The organism is Vibrio sp. NH-7 (assembly GCF_053643215.1).
In genome coordinates, this window is sequence record NZ_CM132187.1 from 957,901 (window position 1) to 979,225 (window position 21,325).

At 46.6% G+C, this 21,325-nt stretch carries 15 protein-coding genes; 12 read left to right on the plus strand and 3 right to left on the minus strand.

What is annotated here, in order from left to right; genetic code table 11:
* The first annotated feature begins 32 nt into the window (after window positions 1-32).
* From ACUALS_RS04595 to purF, 7 genes are all read left to right on the plus strand, one after another.
* Window positions 33-5,321, plus strand: coding sequence for a FimV/HubP family polar landmark protein (locus ACUALS_RS04595; RefSeq protein WP_454448959.1), 5,289 nt, complete (start codon window positions 33-35; stop codon window positions 5,319-5,321).
* A 98-nt stretch (window positions 5,322-5,419) separates the two neighbouring features.
* Window positions 5,420-6,214, plus strand: a complete 795-nt coding sequence (gene truA / locus ACUALS_RS04600; protein ID WP_038141519.1) for a tRNA pseudouridine(38-40) synthase TruA — start codon at window positions 5,420-5,422, stop codon at window positions 6,212-6,214.
* 176 nt (window positions 6,215-6,390) lie between these two features.
* Window positions 6,391-7,317, plus strand: a complete 927-nt coding sequence (accD, locus tag ACUALS_RS04605; RefSeq protein ID WP_005471616.1) for an acetyl-CoA carboxylase, carboxyltransferase subunit beta — start codon at window positions 6,391-6,393, stop codon at window positions 7,315-7,317.
* Between the two features lie 44 nt (window positions 7,318-7,361).
* The gene (gene folC / locus ACUALS_RS04610; RefSeq protein ID WP_454448960.1) at window positions 7,362-8,627 is read left to right on the plus strand and encodes a bifunctional tetrahydrofolate synthase/dihydrofolate synthase; all 1,266 of its coding nucleotides are present in this window, start codon (window positions 7,362-7,364) and stop codon (window positions 8,625-8,627) included.
* The gene (locus ACUALS_RS04615) at window positions 8,628-9,179 is read left to right on the plus strand and encodes an SPOR domain-containing protein (protein WP_454448961.1); all 552 of its coding nucleotides are present in this window, start codon (window positions 8,628-8,630) and stop codon (window positions 9,177-9,179) included.
* 63 nt (window positions 9,180-9,242) lie between these two features.
* Window positions 9,243-9,734, plus strand: coding sequence for a CvpA family protein (locus ACUALS_RS04620; RefSeq protein ID WP_005471775.1), 492 nt, complete (start codon window positions 9,243-9,245; stop codon window positions 9,732-9,734).
* Window positions 9,735-9,769: 35 nt separating this feature from the next.
* Window positions 9,770-11,284: an amidophosphoribosyltransferase gene (purF, locus tag ACUALS_RS04625; protein WP_454448962.1), complete on the plus strand. Its 1,515-nt coding sequence runs from the start codon at window positions 9,770-9,772 to the stop codon at window positions 11,282-11,284.
* A gap of 48 nt (window positions 11,285-11,332) precedes the next feature.
* On the opposite strand, the gene znuB is transcribed toward purF, so the two are convergent.
* Together znuB and znuC are read right to left on the minus strand one after the other, a co-directional pair.
* The gene (znuB, locus tag ACUALS_RS04630; RefSeq protein WP_454448963.1) at window positions 11,333-12,118 is read right to left on the minus strand and encodes a zinc ABC transporter permease subunit ZnuB; all 786 of its coding nucleotides are present in this window, start codon (window positions 12,116-12,118) and stop codon (window positions 11,333-11,335) included.
* Window positions 12,111-12,896, minus strand: coding sequence for a zinc ABC transporter ATP-binding protein ZnuC (znuC, locus tag ACUALS_RS04635; protein ID WP_039477763.1), 786 nt, complete (start codon window positions 12,894-12,896; stop codon window positions 12,111-12,113). Before znuC ends, znuB begins: the two co-directional genes overlap by 8 nt.
* A 78-nt stretch (window positions 12,897-12,974) precedes the next feature.
* On the opposite strand from znuC, the gene znuA reads away from it, so the two are divergent.
* The 5 genes from znuA (at window position 12,975) to ACUALS_RS04660 (ending at window position 20,788) form a co-directional block, all read left to right on the plus strand.
* A complete protein-coding gene (gene znuA / locus ACUALS_RS04640; protein WP_454448964.1) occupies window positions 12,975-13,853 on the plus strand; it encodes a zinc ABC transporter substrate-binding protein ZnuA in 879 nt (292 codons plus the stop codon).
* 222 nt (window positions 13,854-14,075) lie between these two features.
* Complete coding sequence (locus ACUALS_RS04645; RefSeq protein WP_454448965.1) at window positions 14,076-17,402, plus strand: helix-turn-helix domain-containing protein; 3,327 nt, start codon at window positions 14,076-14,078, stop codon at window positions 17,400-17,402.
* A gap of 655 nt (window positions 17,403-18,057) precedes the next feature.
* Window positions 18,058-18,285, plus strand: a complete 228-nt coding sequence (locus ACUALS_RS04650) for a FeoA family protein (RefSeq protein ID WP_005471674.1) — start codon at window positions 18,058-18,060, stop codon at window positions 18,283-18,285.
* Window positions 18,285-20,561, plus strand: coding sequence for a Fe(2+) transporter permease subunit FeoB (feoB, locus tag ACUALS_RS04655; protein WP_454448966.1), 2,277 nt, complete (start codon window positions 18,285-18,287; stop codon window positions 20,559-20,561). Before ACUALS_RS04650 ends, feoB begins: the two co-directional genes overlap by 1 nt.
* The gene (locus tag ACUALS_RS04660; protein WP_038191740.1) at window positions 20,558-20,788 is read left to right on the plus strand and encodes a FeoC-like transcriptional regulator; all 231 of its coding nucleotides are present in this window, start codon (window positions 20,558-20,560) and stop codon (window positions 20,786-20,788) included. The genes feoB and ACUALS_RS04660 overlap by 4 nt, the downstream gene beginning before the upstream one ends.
* 45 nt (window positions 20,789-20,833) lie before the next feature.
* Here ACUALS_RS04660 and ACUALS_RS04665 read toward each other — a convergent pair whose 3' ends face one another.
* Window positions 20,834-21,262 (minus strand): HIT family protein, encoded by a 429-nt coding sequence (locus ACUALS_RS04665; protein WP_038141006.1) that lies wholly within the window; start codon window positions 21,260-21,262, stop codon window positions 20,834-20,836.
* Window positions 21,263-21,325: the final 63 nt, after the last annotated feature.

Sequence of the window (21,325 nt, forward strand, 5' to 3'; positions counted from 1 at the left end):
TTAAATTAATTGAGCACATAGCTGAGCCTTATATGCGTCGACTTCTACAGCGTCTACTATTGCCACTCGCAATGGTTGCCGTGACTCAAACATCTATCGTAAGCGCAGAGAGTATCCGCCTAAAGGGACCGAATGGCGAGATCCAATCGTCTCCTCAATTCTCTGAGTCTGTATCTAATGGCCTGCGCAGTGCAGAGCCTTCTCTTTTCTATGGCCCAACAACAGGGCAAGAAACCTTATGGGGAATTGCTACTCAACTGCGCCCTAATACGTCTGTTTCAATTCAACAAACGCTTTATTCCATTTTCCAACTTAACCCTCAAGCGTTTGACAACCAGAACATCCATGAACTCATACCAGGTAGCACACTGCGTGTTCCATCACTAGCGCAGATTCAAGGCGTTTCCACTCAGCAAGCCGTTAATGTTATGGCGGCGCACAAAGCTCGATTAGAGCAAGTTACTCCAAATTCAACGCCAACGGCGGCTCAACCGAGTGCACCTAAAGCTCCAGTTGCTGAGGCTAGCACCTCTACTCAACCAAAGACTGACGCCGCTGTTGAGACAAAGCCTGAAACGCCACTTGAGAAAATTGCTCAGCAGGAAAAGACCGCGCAGGTCAATACGCTAGAGCGCCAACTAGAAAGCTCCGAAGGCGAGCTAATGGCGCTAGAAGAAAAGAACCACAAGCTTCGATTAATGCTAGCGCAGGTTCAGTCAGAAGTTGATGTACTTAAAGACGAGCTCGGTGATGAAGAACGCATCCGCAACGAAGTCGAAAAACTGCTAGAAGCAGAGAGAATGCGTGTTGCGGAAGAGCAAAAAATGGCGCCTTCGTCTCTCGATAAATTCTTCTCCAACACTTGGTTGGTGGCTGCGCTCGCAATCATTCCTGGGCTACTTATCGGCTTGTTAGTAGTTATGCTACTTGGCCGTCGTAATAAGCAAGATGAGAGTGCGCCAGAGGCTCAGCAAGAAACTCCGCAACCTCAAACTGTTGCTCCGGTTGCCGCGGAAACGATGAATGAAGACATCGATGATGATTTGTTACTCGATGACGATCTGTTCGGCGACTCAAATGACGATGAAGCCTTGTTTGGTGATGAAGGTGAATTAGGTAAGTCGGACGAAGATGATGTCTTTGCTGATTTGGACGATAGCGATTTAGATTTCAACCTAGAAGGTGAGGACGGCGATGACCCATTCGCGGGTATCGGTGACGATGGGGATCTAGATGAATCCCTCACTGATGGTGATATGGGCTCTAGCGGCATCAGTGTCAACAGCGACGACAAAGCGCTCGGTCTAGAAGAGATGGAGCGTGCGCTGGACGAAGTCGTGATCGATGACGGAGATGACGAAGGTTTCGATCTCTCTGATGAAGGCGATATGTCGCAAGAAGCGCTCGACTCATTGCTTGCGGAAGACGGTGAGTCGGAAGAGCTTGATGGCGGCAGTCTTGACCAATCAATGTTGGATGATCTGTTCAGTGAGATCGAAGATGACGGCAATGAAAGTCTAGATTTCGATAATTTGCTAGATGAAGGGGACGACTTCGATCTTAGTGATGAAGATGAAACATCGCTAGAAGAGCCGAGTTTGGCCTCCGATAGTGAGATCGACGATATTTTCGCTCAGATGGAAGCACAGGCCGACTTAGAAACACTTGAAGCCAATTCAATCGATGAAACGGCTCTCCTTGATGAGATGCTTGAGGAAGAGACCACTGCGATTGATGAAAATAGCACAGATCTTCTTGATGAGTTGCTGGCGGATAACGTTGAAGAGCCAAAACCACAAGCTTCAGAGTTGGAAGGTGAAGACCTCTTTGACGAACTGATCGGCCTCAATGATGACGAATCGGCCATTGACACTGAAAGCACCGACCTGCTGGATGAGTTGATTGATGAGTCTGAAGAGAGTGACGAGTTTAATCTTGATAGTGAGTTAGATGAGCTGATTGGTGCCGATGCAGTCAGTGAAGAGTCGAGCTCGCTTGATGATAGTACAGACTTACTTGACGAACTTTTTGACAGTGCAGATGAAGAAGAGTCGTTAGGTGATGAAGGAACCGATCTATTTGAAGAGTTGCTTGAGATTGAAAAGCAGAATCTACAAGACGATGCGCAACCTGAGCCTGAAGCCGACATCACCGAAGCGAGCCAACCACAAGCGTTGGAAGAGCAACCTCTGGCAGAAGAGGTTCCTGCAGAGCAGGATCAAGATCTAAGCGCCGAAGACTACTTATTAGATAACGAACAACCTGAGGCAAGTGATGAATCACTTGATGAGTCTGATATTGCCAGTTTATTAGATGAAACTGCGCAGATTGACTCTGAAGCTGATTCTGAGAATAGCCTCGAGCCGTTGAATGAAGAGCCACAAACGTTAGAGACCTCTGCAGACTTCTCTAGCCAAGACTTTATGGATGACATGTTGAGTGTTGCCCCTGAAGCCGACCCTCTTCTGGATGAGCTCGACCTCGATGACCTTGTTGACACACAACCAAGCTCTGAACTGGATGACATTTCTGTTGATTTGTCGGATGACGTACAAACACTTGCAGAGCCAGAGCCAGAGCCAGAGCCAGAGCCAGAGCCAGAGCCAGAGCCAGAGCCAGAGCCAGAGCCAGAGCCAGAGCCAGAGCCAGAGCCAGAAGATGAAGAAGATGAAGAAGATGATTGGCTAACGGCGGCGATAGAAGAAGTTGAAAGCCCAGACTTTGACACCATCGAACAAGCATTAGCAAACGATGACGAATCGACCATCGATGAGTTAGCCAATGAGCAACAAGATGTCGACGTATCATCAAGCAACGATGAGGACGACGATTGGCTGACCGCTGCGATTGATGAAGTTGAATCCCCTCAGGATACCCAACCAAGCCTTGAGCAGGAAGACGAATTGCACAAGGGGCTAGATGAGCCTCTGCCTGTTAGCGGCGAAGAAAACATTGCTGTAGAGCAAGAAGATACACTTGCACAACAAGAGCAAGCACAGGCACCATCTAAAGAGACTCCAGAGACTCCAGAGACTCCAGAGACTCCAGAGACTCCAGAGACTCCAGAGACTCCAGAGACTCCAGAGACTCCAGAGACTCCAGAGACTCCAGAGACTCCAGAGACTCCAGAGACTCCAGAGACTCCAGAGACTCCAGAAGTGGACGAAAGTCGTCCGCCAATGCCAGAAGCGATTCCAAACGAGTTTGGTATTCCGCAAGATGATGACTGGTTAGTCGATGAACCGGAACAAGCGATTGCTCAGGAAGACTCAATTGCATCATTGTCACAAGAAGCGCCGTCTTCTGATGTAAGCGCAGAGTCTGTTGATGAATCCATTGAGCTAGACGATCTTGACCTTCCTGAATACAGCGAAGAAGACGCGCTGGCGGATATGGCGTCAGAGCCAGAGATGCCAGCAGCAGAGCAACCGGACTTAGAGCCAAGCGCTGAGCCTGCCGATGAATCCATTGAGCTAGACGATTTAGACCTTCCCGAATACAGCGAAGAAGACGCGCTAGCGGATATGGCGTCAGAGCCAGAGATGCCAACGGCAGAGCAATCGGACTTGGAGCCAAGCGCTGAGCCTACTGACGAATCCATTGAGCTAGAAGACTTCGACCTTCCTGAATACAGCGAAGAAGACGCGCTGGCGGATATGGCGTCAGAGACAGAGATGCCAGCGGCAGAGCAGTCGGACTTGGAGCCAAGCACTGAGCTTGCCGATGAATCCATTGAACTAGACGACCTCGATCTTCCTGAATACAGCGAAGAAGACGCGCTGGCGGATTTGGCGTCAGAGCCAGAGATTCCTGCGGCAGAGCAACCGGACTTGGAGCAAAGCGCTGAGCCTGTTGATGAATCTATTGAGCTAGACGACCTCGATCTTCCTGAATACAGCGAAGAAGACGCGTTGGCGGATATAGCGTCAGAGCCAGAGCTTCCTGAAGCAGAGCAATCGGTGGTTGAGCCAAGCGTTGAGCCTGCTGATGAATCCATTGAACTAGATGACTTCGATCTTCCTGAATACAGCGAAGAAGATGCGCTGGCGGATATGGCATCAGAGCTAGAGGTTCCAACGGCGGAACAACCGGACTTGGATCCAAGCGCTGAGCCTGTTGACGAATCTATTGAGCTAGACGACCTCGATCTTCCTGAATACAGCGAAGAAGATGCGCTGGCGGATATGGCGTCAGAGCCAGAGTTACCAGCAGCAGAGCAATCGGACTTGGAGCCAAGCGTTGAGCCTGCCGATGAAGCCGTTGAACTAGACGACCTCGACCTTCCTGAATATAGCGAAGAAGACGCGCTGGCGGATATGGCGTCAGAGCCAGAGTTGCCAGCAGCAGAGCAAGCTGATGTGGAGCCAAGCGCTGAGCCTGTTGACGAATCTATTGAACTAGATGACCTCGATCTTCCAGAATACAGCGAAGAAGAGGCGCTAGCGGATATGGCGTCAGAGCCAGAGCTACCAGCGGCAGAGCAATCGGACTTGGAGCCAAGCGCTGAGTCTGTCGATGAAGCCATTGAGCTAGACGATCTCGATCTTCCTGAGTACGACGAGCAAGACGCACTTGCGGATATGTTCAGTGAGAGCAGTGAAGAACTCTCTGAGCAAGATGATGATACAAGCTTCAATCTTGATGATATTGAACTTCCAGATTTGGAAGACGCAACAGAATCGGTTGAAGGTTTGTCTGAAAGCGAGTTCAATGAACAAGCGTTTGATGAGCTGCTCTCCGATACAGAAGAGAACCAAACGGCAAGTTTCTCATTTGATAACCCAATTGATGCGACAACGTCAGATAGTGCTGGTATGGACATCGACGCTATGTTGGAAGTGGGTGGAGAAGATTGGAATGGATTTACACTGTCTGATGATCAACAAGCGCAAATCAGTGATGATATTCCAGAAGAAGAGCAAGACATTTGGTCTCAAGAAAACCTTCCAGAGCAAGCTCAAGTTCTTGATGAAAATTGGGAAGACCAACAATCACTCGATGATTTCAATCCTCGAGAAAACCAGTTCCGAACCATTGATGAACTGATGGCGGAAGTGGACGCCGAAGAAGCACAAGAGATTGATGACTCGCTGAAGCTTGATGTTGGTCTGAATGATTTCCCTGATGTTATCGGTGATATTGGCAGTGAAGATGTTGACTCAAATGCAGAGGCTGCAGGAAAACTGGATCTTGCTAAAATTTACATGGAAATGAACGACGCTCAAGGAGCGAAAAAGTTACTTGAAGAAGCCATTGTAGATGGAAGCGACGAAATTCGACGCGAAGCAAAACGCTTAATCGACGATATAAACCGCAGCTAAACAATCAAACCCAAGGGGGACAGGCGTCCCCCTTATTTTTTTTCTGGAAAGTGTTTATACTTGCCGCCCTTACTGAGCAGACCCTGAGAGATCCCCTGATGAGAATAGCTTTAGGTATCGAATACAACGGTACTCAATACTATGGTTGGCAGCGTCAACAAGACGTGAAAAGCGTTCAAGAGGAATTGGAGAAAGCGCTGAGTGTTGTCGCAAACCATCCGGTCGAAGTTCAATGCGCAGGCCGAACAGATGCAGGTGTGCACGGTACAGGTCAAGTGGTCCACTTTGATACGACGGCAAGCCGTAAAATGGTGGCTTGGACAATGGGTGCCAATGCGAATCTTCCCGGTGATATTGCCGTGCGTTGGGCGAAAGAAGTGCCTGAAGAGTTTCACGCGCGCTTCACTGCAACCGCTCGTCGCTATCGCTACATCATCTTTAATAGCGCGCTACGACCAGGCATCCTCTCTACGGGTGTAAGCCACTATCATGGTGAGCTAGATGAAAAGAAAATGCATTTAGCGGCACAATACTTACTTGGTGAAAACGATTTTACTTCGTTTCGAGCGACCCACTGTCAATCACGTAGCCCTTGGCGCAATATGATGCACATTAATGTCACACGGCATAATCAGTACGTGGTGATTGATATTAAAGCCAATGCGTTTGTTCACCACATGGTTCGCAATATTACAGGCAGCCTGATTTGTGTTGGTCGTGGCGAGCAAGAGCCTGAATGGATTCAATGGTTGCTTGGGGCGAAAGATCGCAAGCTCGCAGGTGCAACAGCAAAAGCGGAAGGGTTGTACCTAGTCGATGTGGATTACCCTGCAGAGTTTGAATTGCCAAGAGTGCCGATTGGGCCACTATTTTTGCCCGATAACTTGAACTAATTCGTGTTAAATTGTCGAAACAATCAGTTGTTTAGGGTGTGAGAGATAGGTACAGAAAATAGGTACAACCAGTTTTTTGTGCACAGCTGGCATTTTATATGCTTTAATCCTCACGCATAAATTCAGAATTTGTATCCTTCGCACTTTGCGCGGGAGTAGTAGAGAAAAGGTCTTCCATGAGTTGGCTTGAAAAGATTTTAGAAAAAAGCAACATCGGTAGTTCACGCAAAGCTTCTATCCCAGAAGGTGTATGGACGAAATGTACGTCATGTGAACAAGTGCTATATCACGCTGAACTAGAGCGTAACCTAGAAGTGTGTCCAAAATGTGACCATCACATGCGCATGAAGGCTCGTCGTCGTCTAGAAACGTTCCTAGATGAAGGTGAGCGCGTTGAACTAGCAGATGAGTTAGAGCCGAAAGATAAACTGAAGTTCAAAGACTCAAAGAAATACAAAGATCGTTTGTCAGCGGCTCAAAAGAGTAGCGGCGAAAAAGACGCGCTTGTGGTTATGAAAGGTGAGCTACTTGGTTTACCGGTTGTCGCCTGTGCGTTTGAGTTTTCCTTCATGGGCGGTTCAATGGGCTCTGTTGTTGGTGCTCGTTTTGTTCGTGCTGTGGAAGCAGCAATGGAAAACAATTGCGGTCTTGTTTGTTTCTCAGCAAGTGGCGGCGCACGTATGCAAGAGGCACTGATGTCGCTAATGCAAATGGCCAAAACCAGTGCAGCGTTAGAGCGTTTATCAGCGAAAGGTTTGCCGTTTATCTCAGTGATGACAGATCCAACTATGGGCGGTGTCTCTGCGAGTCTTGCAATGCTTGGTGATGTGAACATCGGTGAGCCTAAAGCTCTGATTGGCTTCGCTGGCCGTCGTGTTATCGAACAAACGGTTCGTGAAGATCTACCAGAAGGCTTCCAGCGCAGTGAGTTCTTACTTGAGCACGGCGCGATTGATATGATCGTCGACCGTCGTGAAATGCGTCAGCGTATCGGTAGTCTATTGGCTAAAATGACTAACCAAGCGTCTCCTTTGGTGGTTTCTGTGAATGATTCACCAAATGAAGCGCACTATGATGTACCAGAAGTAGAAGAAAAAGGGTAAAGTAACACACTAACAAACCACCACTAATTTTTGGTTTTAGTTAGATGAGTCAAACCCAAATTCCTCAAGCCACATCTCCACTTTCGATGTGGCTTGATTATTTAGCAAATATCCATACGTCTGCCATTGATCTTGGTTTAGAACGTGTTCAAGCCGTGGCAGAGTCTGCCAATCTTACCAAACCCGCACCTACCGTTATCACTGTTGCAGGAACCAACGGCAAAGGTTCTACTTGTGCATTAATGGAAGCCATCTTACTTGATGCTGGCTATTCCGTTGGTGTCTACAGCTCTCCTCATTTGATTCGTTACAATGAACGGGTTCGAATCAATGGCCAAGATTTAAGTGATGAAAAGCACACCGAAGCCTTTGACTTTGTTGAACAGCAGCGTGGCGATATCAGTTTAAGTTTCTTTGAGTATGGCACTTTGGCCGCTTTACGGTTATTTCAAACTGAAAAAGTCGATGTTGTTTTGCTTGAGGTTGGTCTTGGTGGGCGCTTGGATGCGACTAATGTCGTTGCTCACGATGTGTCTGTGATCACCAGCCTTGCTCTCGACCACATCGATTGGCTTGGCGATGACATCAATGTGATTGGTTTCGAAAAAGCAGGGATCTACCGTAGTGGTAAACCCGCTATTTGCGGTCAGCCAAAAGCGCCTTCTACTGTCGCTGCACATGCTGATGACATCGGTGCTGAGCTTTATCAAGTCGACATTCAATATCGATATGAGCAAACTTCCGAAACCGAGTGGACGTGGACTCATGGGTCTTATGACCTCGAAGCGCTCCCTATACCGAGTTTACCTTTGCAAAATGCTGCGACGGCGTTAATGGCGCTTGCAACAGCAAATCTAGACATTACTGACGTTAACATCGTCAACGGATTGAACAACGCTCAGTTGCCTGGCCGAATGCAAATCATCAATCATTCGCCAACCGTTTTGCTTGATGTCGCTCATAACCCGCATTCTGCGGAGTACTTAGTTGGCCGCGTTCACCAACAATATCCCGGCAAAACGATACATGCAGTGGTCGCGATGCTGCACGACAAAGACATTAAAGCAACGCTTGAAGCACTAGCGCCAATTGCGACGCACTGGTATCCGGCATCTCTCACTGGGCCAAGAGCAGCAACGGCGGATGAGCTTTGTCAGCACCTACCTGCCGGCAACGTCCAGTTTGAATCCCCTCTGGCCGCTTTTGATGCGGCAATGACACACGCGGCCCCCGAAGATGTCATCCTCGTGGTAGGCTCTTTCCACACGGTAGGGGAAGTGCTTGAACACTGGGAAAGAAAAGGAGAGTAAATGGCCAGTAAGTTTCAAAGCCGTTTAGTCGGTACCATCATCTTGGTTGCAATTGGGGTGATTGTTTTACCTGATGTCTTAGATGGTAAGAAAACACATTACAAAGAAGAGATTGCGAGTATTCCGATTAAACCTGAAGTCGGCAATGATCTTGAGTCATTCGAAGTTCTTGATCCCGTCGACGACTCTGCGAGTTTACCCGAAACGCCAGTAGAGGTGACGCTTGAGGAGACTTCTCTAGCACAGTCCGAAGGGGCAAAAGAAGAACCGTTACCTGTTATCGTTAAGGAAATTCCGGAACGTAATGAGTATCAAGAAAACGCGTGGATCATTCAGTTGATGGCCCTCAAAAATGCTGACAATGCGAAGAATCTTGTCAAAGATCTGCAAAAGCGTGGCTATCAAGCGCATGTGAAGCCAGAGAACAATTTTACGCGAGTAATAATCGGCCCAGATGTGTCGAAGAGCAAACTTGAACGCCAAGTGATTGAACTCGAAAAAATTACCGGCTCAAAAGGTCAATTGCTCAAATTTAAACCACTAAACCCATAAGAAAACGTTTGCGTCAGCGTTTTTTCTGTTAAAATGCGCGCCAACTTAAGATGTAAGTAAAGAATGAATCCGTTAGATATTGTCATTTTAAGTGTGATCGGCCTTTCGGCTTTGATCAGTTTAGTTCGTGGTTTCGCTAAAGAAGCGTTGTCATTAGTGATTTGGTTTGGCGCTTTTTTTATCGCCAGTCAGTACTACGCAAAGTTAGCGGTGTACTTTACCAATATCCAAGATGAGATGTTTCGAAACGGAGCGGCGATTGCAGCCTTGTTTGTCGCAACACTCATTGTTGGAGCGGTCGTGAACTACGTGATCGGACAATTGGTGCAAAAAACAGGCTTATCAGGAACTGACCGAGTACTGGGTATTGTGTTTGGTGCTTTACGCGGTGTTCTGATTGTCTCGGCTGCACTATTTTTTCTGGATACGTTTACATCGTTTCCAGAGACGGAGTGGTTTAAGGGCTCGCAATTGGTGCCGCAGTTTAAGCACATCATTGCTCCGTTCTTTGAACACTTACAAGCAACATCAAGTTTCTTATCTGACGCGCTGTAGCGCGTCAGCCATTGTCGAAAATCGAGGGTTAGGACATGTGTGGTATTGTTGGAATCGTGGGCACAACGCCTGTAAACCAGTCTATCTATGATGCATTGACGGTCTTGCAGCATCGTGGCCAAGATGCCGCGGGTATTTGTACCATAGAAAGCAATCGTTTTCGTCTGCGTAAGGCGAATGGTTTGGTGAAAGATGTGTTTGAAGTAAAGCACATGCAAAGACTGCAAGGTACAGTTGGTATTGGCCATGTTCGCTACCCAACGGCAGGCAGCTCAAGTGCGTCTGAAGCGCAGCCTTTCTATGTTAACTCTCCATTTGGTATCACGTTGGCTCATAACGGTAACCTAACGAATGCCAATGAAATTCGTCAGAAATTATTTGAAAAAGACCGTCGTCACCTTAACACGACGTCGGATTCAGAAGTATTGCTTAACGTACTGGCGCATGAAATAGATACGGTTAAAGGCAATGTGACAGCCGAAGATGTTTTCCGCGCTGTAACGAATGTTCACCGTGCAATTCGCGGAGCGTACGCGGTAACGGCAATGATCATCGGCCATGGTATGATTGCTTTCCGTGACCCACATGGCATTCGCCCTCTATGCCTAGGTAAGCGTGAAGTGGACGGCCGTACGGAATACATGGTGGCTTCTGAATCGGTCGCATTGGATGCGGTTGGTTTTGATTTTATTCGTGATGTGGCTCCTGGTGAGGCGATCTACGCTACGTTTGATGGTGAGCTGCATACCAAGCAGTGCGCTGACAACCCAGCACTTAACCCATGTATCTTCGAGTTTGTTTATTTCGCTCGCCCTGACTCGTTTATCGATAAAATCTCGGTATACAGCGCTCGAGTAGAAATGGGTAAGAAACTTGGTGATCGTATTCGTGATGAGTACGCGCATTTAGATATTGATGTGGTTATTCCAATCCCAGAGACATCGTGTGATATTGCCCTGCAGATTGCTCAAGCGATTGACAAACCCTACCGCCAAGGTTTTGTGAAAAACCGTTATGTTGGACGTACCTTCATCATGCCTGGTCAGCAGCAGCGTAAAAAGTCGGTCCGTCGCAAGCTCAACGCGATTCGCTCAGAATTTAAAGATAAGAATGTTCTGCTTGTGGACGACTCCATTGTGCGCGGTACGACCTCTGAGCAAATTATCGAAATGGCGCGTGATTCAGGTGCTAAGAAAGTGTTCATGGTCTCTGCTGCCCCAGAAATTCGTTTCCCGAACGTTTATGGCATCGATATGCCAAGCGCAAATGAGCTGATTGCTCATGGCCGTGATAACGATGCAATCTGTAAGCAGATTGGTGCTGATGAACTGATTTTCCAAACGCTTGAAGATTTAGTAGAAGCTGTCGGTATTGGTAATAGTGATATCGCTCGTTTCGAAACATCGGTGTTTAACGGCGAATATGTCACCGGAGATATCGATCAGAAGTATCTAGAGTTTTTGGAGTCTTTACGAAACGATGATGCGAAAGTCCAGCGTGAGATTCAACAAGAACTCGCTAACCTAGAGTTACATAACGAAGGCGCGTAAACGCAAGAGTTAGACTGAAAAGCCGACGTAAAATACGTCGGCTTTTTATTATGCCTTGGTTCTAACTAGTTGAGAGAGCATAAACATGGTGGTCGCGCTAATCACTACCGATGGCCCTGCCGGTGTGTCAAAGTGCCAAGATAGGCTTAAACCAAACACGACAGCGAGAGCACCAATAAGTGAAGCCAACAGTGCCATCTGTTCTGGCGTTGATGAGAATCGACGTGCAGCAGCAGCCGGAATAATCAGTAGCGATGTCATTATCAACGCACCGACAAACTTCATCCCGATAGCGATAACCAAACCGACCATCAGCATCAAAACAAGGCGCATCAAATCCACATTATGGCCGTCAACCGCTGCTAAATCTTCACTGACGGTTGTTGCAAGTAGCGAGCGCCAGAAGATTGCCAATATCGTGGAAACAACAATCACACCGCCGTAGATGTACATTAAGTCGGTGGGGGTTACAGAAAGCAAATCACCGAACAGGTAGCTCATCAGATCAATTCGCACATCGTCTAAAAAGCTGACGGCAACCAAACCGAGAGATAAAGCGCTGTGGGCCAAAATGCCAAGTAGGGTATCCGTCGCAACCAGTTGTTGTTTTTGCAGAGTCACCAGGATCAGTGCAAGAGCGAGACAACAAACCACCAGTGCGAGATAAAGGTTTACATTAAGCAAAAAACCAAACGCAATACCCATGAGTGATGCGTGTGCCAGTGTGTCACCGAAGTACGCCATTTTGCGCCACACGACAAAGGAGCCAAGCGGGCCCGCAATAATGGCAATGCCAAGCCCAGCAAGCAGAGATGGTAGTAAAAACTCAATCATGGTGGTGTCCGTGTGAATGATGTGAACAGCTTGAAGCATCGCCAGACACAGGTTGCCCTGCCAAATCATGGTGGTGGTGAGTATGCTGATGGTTATACAGAGCAAGCGCCTCTTGGTGGCCATGGCCGAAGAGTGCGATATAGCTTGGGTGCTGGCTTATTGCTGCTGGCGAGCCAGAACAACAGATGTGATGATGCAAACAAATGACATCATCGGTTTTCGCCATAACAAGATGCAGATCATGAGACACCATAAAAACGGCGCAATTGAAACGATGGCGTATGGTATCGATTAAATCGTAAAGATCGATTTGCCCTTGAACATCAACGCCTTGTGCTGGCTCATCAAGCACCAATAAATCTGGACGTTGCAGTAGAGCACGAGCGAGTAAGACACGCTGGTTTTCACCACCCGATAGGCTGTGCATGTTTGAGGTTAACAAGTGCTCGGCGCCAACCAGTTTCAATGCTTCTATGATCTCTTGTTGGCTGAATCGGCCAGAGAGTTTCAAAAACCTTGTTACGTTGAGCGGCAGTGAATCATTAAGCTTGAGCTTTTGAGGTACATAGCCGATCTTTAGACCTTTGCTCTTGGTTACTTTTCCTTGATACTTGCGCTGTAAACCGAGTAGCACTTTTACTAGCGTTGATTTGCCTGCACCATTAGGGCCGATTAACGTGGTAATTTCTCCACGGTTCAGCTTTAAAGAGACTCTATCTAGTACTTTGCGTTCTTCAAATTGAACGCAGATGTCAGTGAGTTCGACCAATGTCGACATGAATAGCACTCATTTGCAATTACTTAGTGTTATAATGTAACATTTAATCCCTTGTTAGACTAGACGACTGTTCCCTTTATGAAGCGTATTTTTTCTTTTGTCAGTGTTTTATTGGCGGCATTTAGTGCAAATGCTGCGACCGTGTTAACCAGTATCAAACCCATTCAAATGATAGCTACCGAGTTGACGCAAGAAGTGTCCCAAGTTGATGTTTTGATCCCAGCGAATGCTTCCCCTCATGATTACGCGTTGAGACCATCTGACGTAAAGCGTATTCAAAGTGCCGATATGATTGTTTGGTTTGGCAATGACCTCGAACCTTTCCTTGCTAAAATTCTTGAAAATCGCGATAGCGTACTCACTCTGAGTGACGTTGATGGATTGGAGCTACGAGAGTACAACGGCGATCATCATGACCATCACGGCCATGATCATGGCAGCCACGACCCTCATTTTTGGTTGGGTTACAAAACCACTCAGCAGGTAGCAAAAGCGATCGTTGCCAAGTTGAGTCGTTTAGATGAGAAAAATGCTCAGCGATATCAGGATAACTTGGCCGCGTTCTTACTAAAGCTAGAGAAGCAACAAGTGGCATTGATGTCTCAGCTTACTCCCGTGAAAGAGAAAGGTTACTACGTTTTTCATGATGCATACGGATACTTTGAGAGTGATTTTGAGCTGAACCACTTAGGTCACTTTACGGTAAGCCCTGACAGAAAACCGGGGGCAAAAACATTAATTAAAATTCGTAAAGCCCTGTCTTCGAAGCAGGCAGTCTGCGTGTTCTCAGAACCACAGTTTACGCCAGCTGTTATTGACTCTGTTACTCGAGGAAGCGATGCTCGTGTTGGTGTCCTTGACCCTTTGGGTACCAGTGTGGTCGTACAGTCAGGGTCTTATTTTCAGTTTAGGCAGAATTTAGCCGACAGCTTTTTCAACTGTCTAGGTGGTGTGTAATAGGGGAGGGAGTGTTGGCTCCCTTTTTCAACATTTTTCTTCAGTAAGCCATTTAGATGTGAATTTCGCTTTAAAAGTCAGCGGAATGTCGCAGACTCACTTGTTTATTCTCCCTATTCTTAGATAATTATTTTCACAAAATAAATATTCAGTTGTTCGGCGCTACCACTAGTGAACGAACACTATTCTGTTTTAATTCTATTGCTGTTAGGGAAAGTTTAGGTGATAAGAGCCTTATGGGTTACGGTTCTAATTTGGTTAGCGCCTATCGTCAGTGCTGTCGAGTCAACGCCAACCGTTTTCTACCCGTTACCCACACAAGCCCAAGGAAAAGTATTTGCCGCTAAGGATCTGTTTTTAGCTGATGGTGGTGGCGTTTGGTTCCAAGACGTTCGCAATCAAATACTGTTCTTTGATGGTCAAAATATCATGCCTCAGTCTGGCTCTGCGTTGGAGCATGAGGTTGATCGCGTTGCCTTTTTAGACAATGCTTTTTGGTCGTTTTTCCGCAATGAGATTTATCGTACTGAACCAAACAAAGAACGAGAGCTCATTTTCAGTCTCCAACCTGGCGTCGAAATCAAGAGAATAGGGGCATCCAAGCGCTATATTTGGCTCTCTGACGATACCAGTTTTTACACCTATGACGTTGATAGCGGCAGCTTCAACACCTATTCGCTGCTGTCCCTTTATCAGTACAGCCAATCCGCATCGATTGAGATAAATGACGCAAAGTTCATCCTGTCAAAATGGGTGTTGGGTACGAACGCAGGGGTTTACCTTTCTCAGAATGAGAACTTTGAACATGTAGCGAGTTCAGGGAAAAAGCACGTTGAAAAGATCTACTTTTCTGACAAGCGTCGAGAATTAGTGATCGGCTCACTTAAGGGCGCGTTGATCTTTGATATCCAAAACCCCAACAAACCCATACAAAAGATACCCGGCTCACATGTGCTAAGTATCGCTGAAACGAGTCAAGAATACTGGATCGGGACCGAGAAAGGTCTCGTTGTCTATTCCTTTTTGACTGGCGAAAGTAAGCGTCTGACGTCCTCTGGCTTCAATGACAATGTTGTCAGCCAAGGCAAAATATATGCGCTGCTAAACGATCAATCTGGTGGTATTTGGATTGCGACCGATCGTGGGGTACGTTACTTCTCGCTTTTTTCGCACAAGTTCGAACGATTCCCCGATCGTCTACTCTCGACGAATTTATCCATGGACGAGCCTCGTTATCTGACTCGTATGAAGACCAAAGACGGTTATTGGATAATCAGTGATAATGGCGTGTATCGATTAAGCTTGAATAAAGTCAGCAGACGCGAGCTTTTTTACCGAGGGAAAGTGCACGATTTGGTTGAACACAATGGTGTCTTGTGGCTTGCGACAAACAACGGGATAGTGTGTGTCGACTCGATGACTGGGCAGGTTATTAAAGATGACAATCTACCTATCTATCTGAAGTCTTTCCCAACCAAACTGCTCGAATTGGATGGAAAGGGGCTGTTGTGGGGAGCAAGCGATCAGCAGCTGTGGAGTTATGAGATGACGACCAATACGCTGACGCAATATGGCTCTGAGTGGATGATTAAAAGGTACTTGCCTGCTCAGCTCACGCAAATGATGGTTACGTCTCAAGGTCATCTGGTTCTGGGTACAGAGCACGGCGTGTATGTAATGCGCGACGGGCAAGTGAACTTCGTAGGTGAGAGTGTTCCGTTTGGATTGGTCATTAATCTTGTTCAGGTTGCGGATGAGCAAGTTTGGGTTGCCAGCCGCTACGGCCTTTATCGTTTTGGTCTCTACAACGGACATGTCGATCCGATTCCTTTACTTGATGGACACATCACGCCCAAGTGCTTACTCAAAAACCAAGATGGCATTTGGCTGACGTCATCGGCTGGATTTACACGATATTCTGAGCAGGGCGACCTGATACGCCACTACGGCGAGCCCTTTGGTTTGATAAGCAATGAGTTTTCTCCACGCCTGTGTAGTTACAGCACTGACAGTGAACGTACTCTGCTATTGGGAGCCAAATCGAGTTTGATTAAAGTGAATACTCACGAATTGGTTGTGAGCCGTTTGCCTGATATTAAAGTCATTATTAGCCAAGTAAAAGTCAATCAAACCCTTCATTCGCTCGGTGAAACGTCAGAGCAATTATTGGAAGTTGGCTACGGTGAATCGGTATCGTTCCAATTTGGTGTGCTACCTCAAGTAAATAAAGTCTCTGTAGAGTACCGTCTTAATGAGGAACAATGGCAGCTGCTAGATGGCGCGACGCTGAATATTGACCATATGATGCCCGGCCACTACAGGCTAGAGGTTAGAGCGGTGATCAACACAAACCAGCGTGGTCAAAGCAACGAGTTTCTGTTTTATGTTACCAAACCGTGGTTCTTAACGACTTATGCTCTTGTAGCCTATGCACTTATAACGCTGTTTGTTTTGGCCACGGTCGTTTATTGGCGTTCACGAATCATGACCAAAGCCAACAGACAGCTTAAAGCTCAGGTAGCCCTGAAAACCAACCAACTGCGTCACCAAAGTCGTATCTTGTTGAGCAATAACCAGCAATTAAGAAAGCAACTGCAAATTCGACGCTTAATCACAACGCAGTCCATTGAGGCGATGAAGCACCGTCTGATCAGTTCGTCTGTAGAGCACCCTTCAGAGCAGAGTGGTGGTCATCAACATATGCTTAACTATCTGGTCAAAGAGTTGGATCTACTACTCCATGTCAGAACAACCAATGGTCAAGCGGTTCCGGTTTACAACCTCAATTTGATTCTGCACTCGGTATTGAATGGTTGGGAAGAAGAATTGGTTAAATCGGGGATTCAGGTTGAATTTCAGCGCAATGATGACTCGGATCATTACATCACTTTGGCGACGTTTAATCTCGACGAGTTGCTCAATACGTTATTGGATAGCATTACCAAACGTTGTTACCGAAACCAAGTCGTGATCATCTCGATACGTCAAGAAGAGCAGTGGGTGACGCTGTCGGTTGTTGAACAAGGTGAGTCACTGGAGAACTACAGCCACTCTTCAACCCTACAAACCCTTCATTCCTTGGTTGATCAAAGTGGTGGCTCTATTAGCACTCACAGTTCAGTTGAGCGTAATCTAATGGAAATCACTTGGCAGGGCAGTGAGTCGTTTGATGAAGAGTCAGTGATCGAGCTACCTACTGAGGAAGACCGCCTTGAAGCGCCAGCTGAAGACCCGTGGCTTATAAAAGTAAAAGCATTAGTGCAAGAGAGCTACTCTGACCCAGAGTTCAGTACGTCTGTTGCTGCGAAGATGTTGTATGTGTCAGAACGTAGTTTACAGAGACGAGTCAAAGCTGCGATTGAAAAAACCTTCACCGAATATTTAACGGAGGTGCGTTTGGATCAAGCTTGTCGCCGTTTATTGGCTGGCGAGAAAGTGTCTGACGTTGCCTTTGAGTGCGGATTCAACGACCCTTCCTATTTTAGTCAACGTTTCAAACATCGCTTTGGCGTCCCACCTACGCAGTTTGTCGAGCAGCAAGAGTCGTAAAGACCACTTTGTCTTGGTTAGAGAAGGACTTCGTTTCCTTTTTCATCGTAAGCTCCAATCCCGAAATCTACAACCTACTTAAGCCATAGCACCGCATCGTAGCAGTCTTATTGCGCAAGCATGATTATACGTACAACAGTTATCTTAGACGGAAACTGAGTGGTTTAAGCTAGTCAATGGATTGAGGTTTGAAGTGTAACAATGGAGATGAGATGAAAAAAAATATCGTGGTATAGCCGGGGGGACTATACCACGGGTGCCAATGACACCTTCGCTTGCTGCCGGAGTGACGCTGGATGCGCCACCTCTGGAATTCTTGTCTTAAGGTCTCCCTCTCGACGTGATTAACTATAAATCCATGGCCTTTTTTTACTTATAAAATTAACGCCAGTATTACATAAGAAAAGCGACAAGTTATGTAAACTGTTGAATTTAAATAACTAAAAGTCAATCCTGTCTGGTTTTTTTTGTTCTTGGTAATTCGGCTTCCTTGTTCATTTCTAGTTTTTAACGTTTTTGACGGCGCTTCTTTTAACGAAAATGACATTTCCAAAAGTGCAAAGATTGATTTCAGACAAGAATTGTTACATTTGAAGGAAGTACTATTGGAAGCGTTAATAAAAATACTTTTCATTTGTATATAGCTGGCCTGTTTATGACATTATCAGAACTACAACAAGGGCAAAAAGCCATTATTACTGGATTCAATGAGCTCTCTATTGATGTGAGAAAAAAACTTATGGTGATGGGGCTGCTGCCTCAAACATCGGTGACTTTGATTCGTCGAGCGCCAATGGGCGATCCACTTCAAGTTGAAGTTCGCGGTGTATCACTTGCTGTTCGCGAAAATATTGCCAGTGCAATTAGCGTGGAGGTGAACTAGTGGACTATCAAATTCTCACCGTAGGTAACCCGAACAGTGGTAAAACAACACTCTTTAATGGGCTAACAGGGGCCAAGCAGCAGGTTGGCAACTGGGCGGGCGTAACGGTCGAAAAGAAAACCGGTAAGTTCTTCCACTCTGGGGATCAATTCTTTTTGACAGACCTACCCGGTATCTATGCGCTTGATAGCGGCAATGACAGTAACAGTATCGATGAGTCTATCGCCTCTAGAGCGGTGTTAACTCATCCAGCGGATCTGATCATTAATGTCGTTGATGCCACCTGTCTTGAACGTAGTCTCTATATGACTCTTCAGTTGCGTGAATTGGGTCGTCCTATGATTGTTGTGTTGAACAAGATGGATGCACTGAAGCGCGAGCGACAAACGATCGACATCAAAGCGCTAGAAAACATGTTGGGTTGCCCAGTCTTTGCTATCTCAGCCAACAGTCGAAGCCAAGTGCTTACTCTAAAAGATCGACTTCACAAAGCTATTGTGCAAGGGGTTGCGTTGGATGAGTTGCGTTTGGACTATGGTTTTGAGTTTGAAAGCGCCATTAAAGAGCTGGAGCCAGTATTCGCTGAGAATAGAAATGTCGCGGCGCGAGCGATGGCTATTCGCGCATTAGAGAATGATCGCCTAGTGCTTAACGCATTGTCGCAGCAAGAGAGAAAGCGGGTGATTAGTACGCAATCTCAAGTGAGCATCGATATTGATTTGTTGGTTGCAGATACGAAGTACACCTTTTTGCATGACCAATGTAAAAAAGTGCGTCGTAGTGAGGGAAAGCTTAGCCACAGTTTTACCGAAAAAGTTGACAGCATCATCTTGAACAAATGGATTGGCGTGCCGTTTTTCTTTGTTGTGATGTATTTAATGTTCATGTTCTCTATCAACATTGGTGGCGCTTTTATTGATTTCTTCGATATTGGCGTGGGAGCCTTGCTGGTTGATGGGGGGCATTATTTGTTAGATAGCCATCTCCCTGTTTGGTTGGTGACTTTAATCGCTGATGGTTTAGGTGGGGGTATTCAAACGGTAGCCACCTTTATTCCCGTTATCGCTTGTTTGTACTTGTTCCTTGCTGTGCTTGAAAGCTCAGGTTACATGTCTCGTGCTGCGTTTGTATTAGACAAAGTGATGCAAAAAATTGGCTTGCCGGGAAAAGCATTTGTTCCGCTTGTTCTTGGGTTTGGCTGTAACGTCCCATCAATAATGGCGACGCGTACATTGGATCAAGAGCGTGAACGTAAGTTAGCTGCCTCTATGGCGCCATTTATGTCATGTGGTGCGCGCTTGCCTGTCTATGCATTGTTTGCAGCGGCCTTCTTTCCAGAGAGTGGCCAAAATGTGGTTTTCGCATTGTATTTAATCGGTATTTTTGCCGCTGTGTTGACGGGATTCGTGCTCAAGCACACCATCTATCCCGGTTCTAGCGATAGTTTGGTTATGGAAATGCCAGACTATGAATTGCCGACCATGCGTAATGTGGTGATTAAGACTTGGCAAAAACTGAAGCGCTTTGTATTGGGGGCAGGAAAAACCATAGTGGTGGTAGTGACCATCCTTAGCTTCCTCAACTCTGTTGGTGCAGATGGAACGTTTGGCAACGAAGATAGCGATAACTCAGTACTCTCCAAAGTATCCCAAGTCGTCACACCAGTCTTTGCCCCTATCGGTATCGAGAACGACAACTGGCCTGCAACGGTGGGTATTATTACGGGTATTTTTGCTAAAGAAGCGGTTGTCGGGACTCTCAATAGTCTCTACGCGCCAGCGGAAGATGAAGCGGGTGAGTATGATTTAATCGCAAGTCTCGAAGAGGCCGTAATGTCAATTCCTGATAACCTTTCAGGCTTGAGTTACTCAGACCCGCTCGGTATTGAAGTGGGAGATTTGACAGACAGCCAAGCTGTTGCGCAAGAGCAGGAAGTTGATGCGTCTATCTTTGGTAATCTAAAGTCTCACTTTGCTTCTGGTCACGCTGCATTTGCCTATTTACTGTTTATCTTGCTCTACACTCCTTGTGTCGCAGCTATGGGGGCTTATGTGCGTGAATTTGGCGCCAAATACGCGAGATTTATTGCGGTTTGGACGATGGGATTGGCCTATGGAAGTGCCGCCCTCTATTACCAAGTGACTCACTTTGCTGATCATCCAGTAACCAGCGCCGCTTGGATTGGTGGTGTGATGTTGACAAGTTTGATCGTTTTCAAGCTATTGAAAAGAGCTGGTCAGAAGGCGCAGCCGGAGCTAGAGGTGCAAGTCGCATGATATTGTCTGAGTTAAAGTACTACATCGAGCGCAACGGCACTGCTTCTCAGCGTGAACTAGCTAAGCAGTTTGCGCTTAGCGAAGATGGGGTGGATGCCATGCTCTCCGTTTGGATCAGGAAAGGGGTGATATCACGCTTGGTTGATACCAATGCGGCGAATCATATCACTCGTGTGCGTTATTCTATGGTTGCACGTAATGCTTTAGCCGTGACAGTGACAATGTAGTCAAGTCAATTAAATGGGCCGTTCTAGCAATAGAACGGCCTTTTTTTATGCGCGAGTGAACAGCTTACTTAATGAAAGGACGTTGCCGATTCTTGTTTGGATCTCAGACTGCTCTTGCTCAGTCCTAAACTCTCCCTTGGTATTTCCCCATACCGGCCCTGGCCACGCAATATCGTCTTCAAATCGGGCGATGTGATGGATGTGGAGTTGAGGAACCATGTTACCAAGCGCGCCGAGGTTGAGTTTCTGTGGCTTGAAGGTCGCTTCTAGCGCTTGGCTTACCGCTTGAGATTCATGCAAAAATTGCTGTTGCTCTTGCATCGGTAAGTGATGCAGCTCTTTTAGATTGGCGCGTTTAGGCACTAAGATAACCCAAGGTACGGCATTGTCTTTATGCAGCAGTGCAACACACAGCGGGAAGTGACCAATGATGGTGGTATCTTTTGCCAATTGAGGGTGCAGTTCAAAACTCATTATCATTTTCCATTTTGAATTGAATGACGTCAGTATACGCCAGATAAAACAAAAGGTTGACGC

Excerpts from the sequence above, each read along its gene's own strand:
- accD (WP_005471616.1), top strand. The coding sequence starts at position 6,391 with ATGAGTTGGCTTGAAAAGATTTTAGAAAAAAGCAACATCGGTAGTTCA.
- ACUALS_RS04615 (WP_454448961.1), top strand. The coding sequence starts at position 8,628 with ATGGCCAGTAAGTTTCAAAGCCGTTTAGTCGGTACCATCATCTTGGTT.
- znuA (WP_454448964.1), top strand. The coding sequence starts at position 12,975 with ATGAAGCGTATTTTTTCTTTTGTCAGTGTTTTATTGGCGGCATTTAGT.
- ACUALS_RS04665 (WP_038141006.1), bottom strand. The coding sequence starts at position 21,262 with ATGAGTTTTGAACTGCACCCTCAATTGGCAAAAGATACCACCATCATT.
- purF (WP_454448962.1), top strand. The coding sequence starts at position 9,770 with ATGTGTGGTATTGTTGGAATCGTGGGCACAACGCCTGTAAACCAGTCT.
- folC (WP_454448960.1), top strand. The coding sequence starts at position 7,362 with ATGAGTCAAACCCAAATTCCTCAAGCCACATCTCCACTTTCGATGTGG.
- ACUALS_RS04620 (WP_005471775.1), top strand. The coding sequence starts at position 9,243 with ATGAATCCGTTAGATATTGTCATTTTAAGTGTGATCGGCCTTTCGGCT.
- ACUALS_RS04650 (WP_005471674.1), top strand. The coding sequence starts at position 18,058 with ATGACATTATCAGAACTACAACAAGGGCAAAAAGCCATTATTACTGGA.
- truA (WP_038141519.1), top strand. The coding sequence starts at position 5,420 with ATGAGAATAGCTTTAGGTATCGAATACAACGGTACTCAATACTATGGT.
- ACUALS_RS04660 (WP_038191740.1), top strand. The coding sequence starts at position 20,558 with ATGATATTGTCTGAGTTAAAGTACTACATCGAGCGCAACGGCACTGCT.
- znuC (WP_039477763.1), bottom strand. The coding sequence starts at position 12,896 with ATGTCGACATTGGTCGAACTCACTGACATCTGCGTTCAATTTGAAGAA.
- ACUALS_RS04595 (WP_454448959.1), top strand. The coding sequence starts at position 33 with ATGCGTCGACTTCTACAGCGTCTACTATTGCCACTCGCAATGGTTGCC.
- znuB (WP_454448963.1), bottom strand. The coding sequence starts at position 12,118 with ATGATTGAGTTTTTACTACCATCTCTGCTTGCTGGGCTTGGCATTGCC.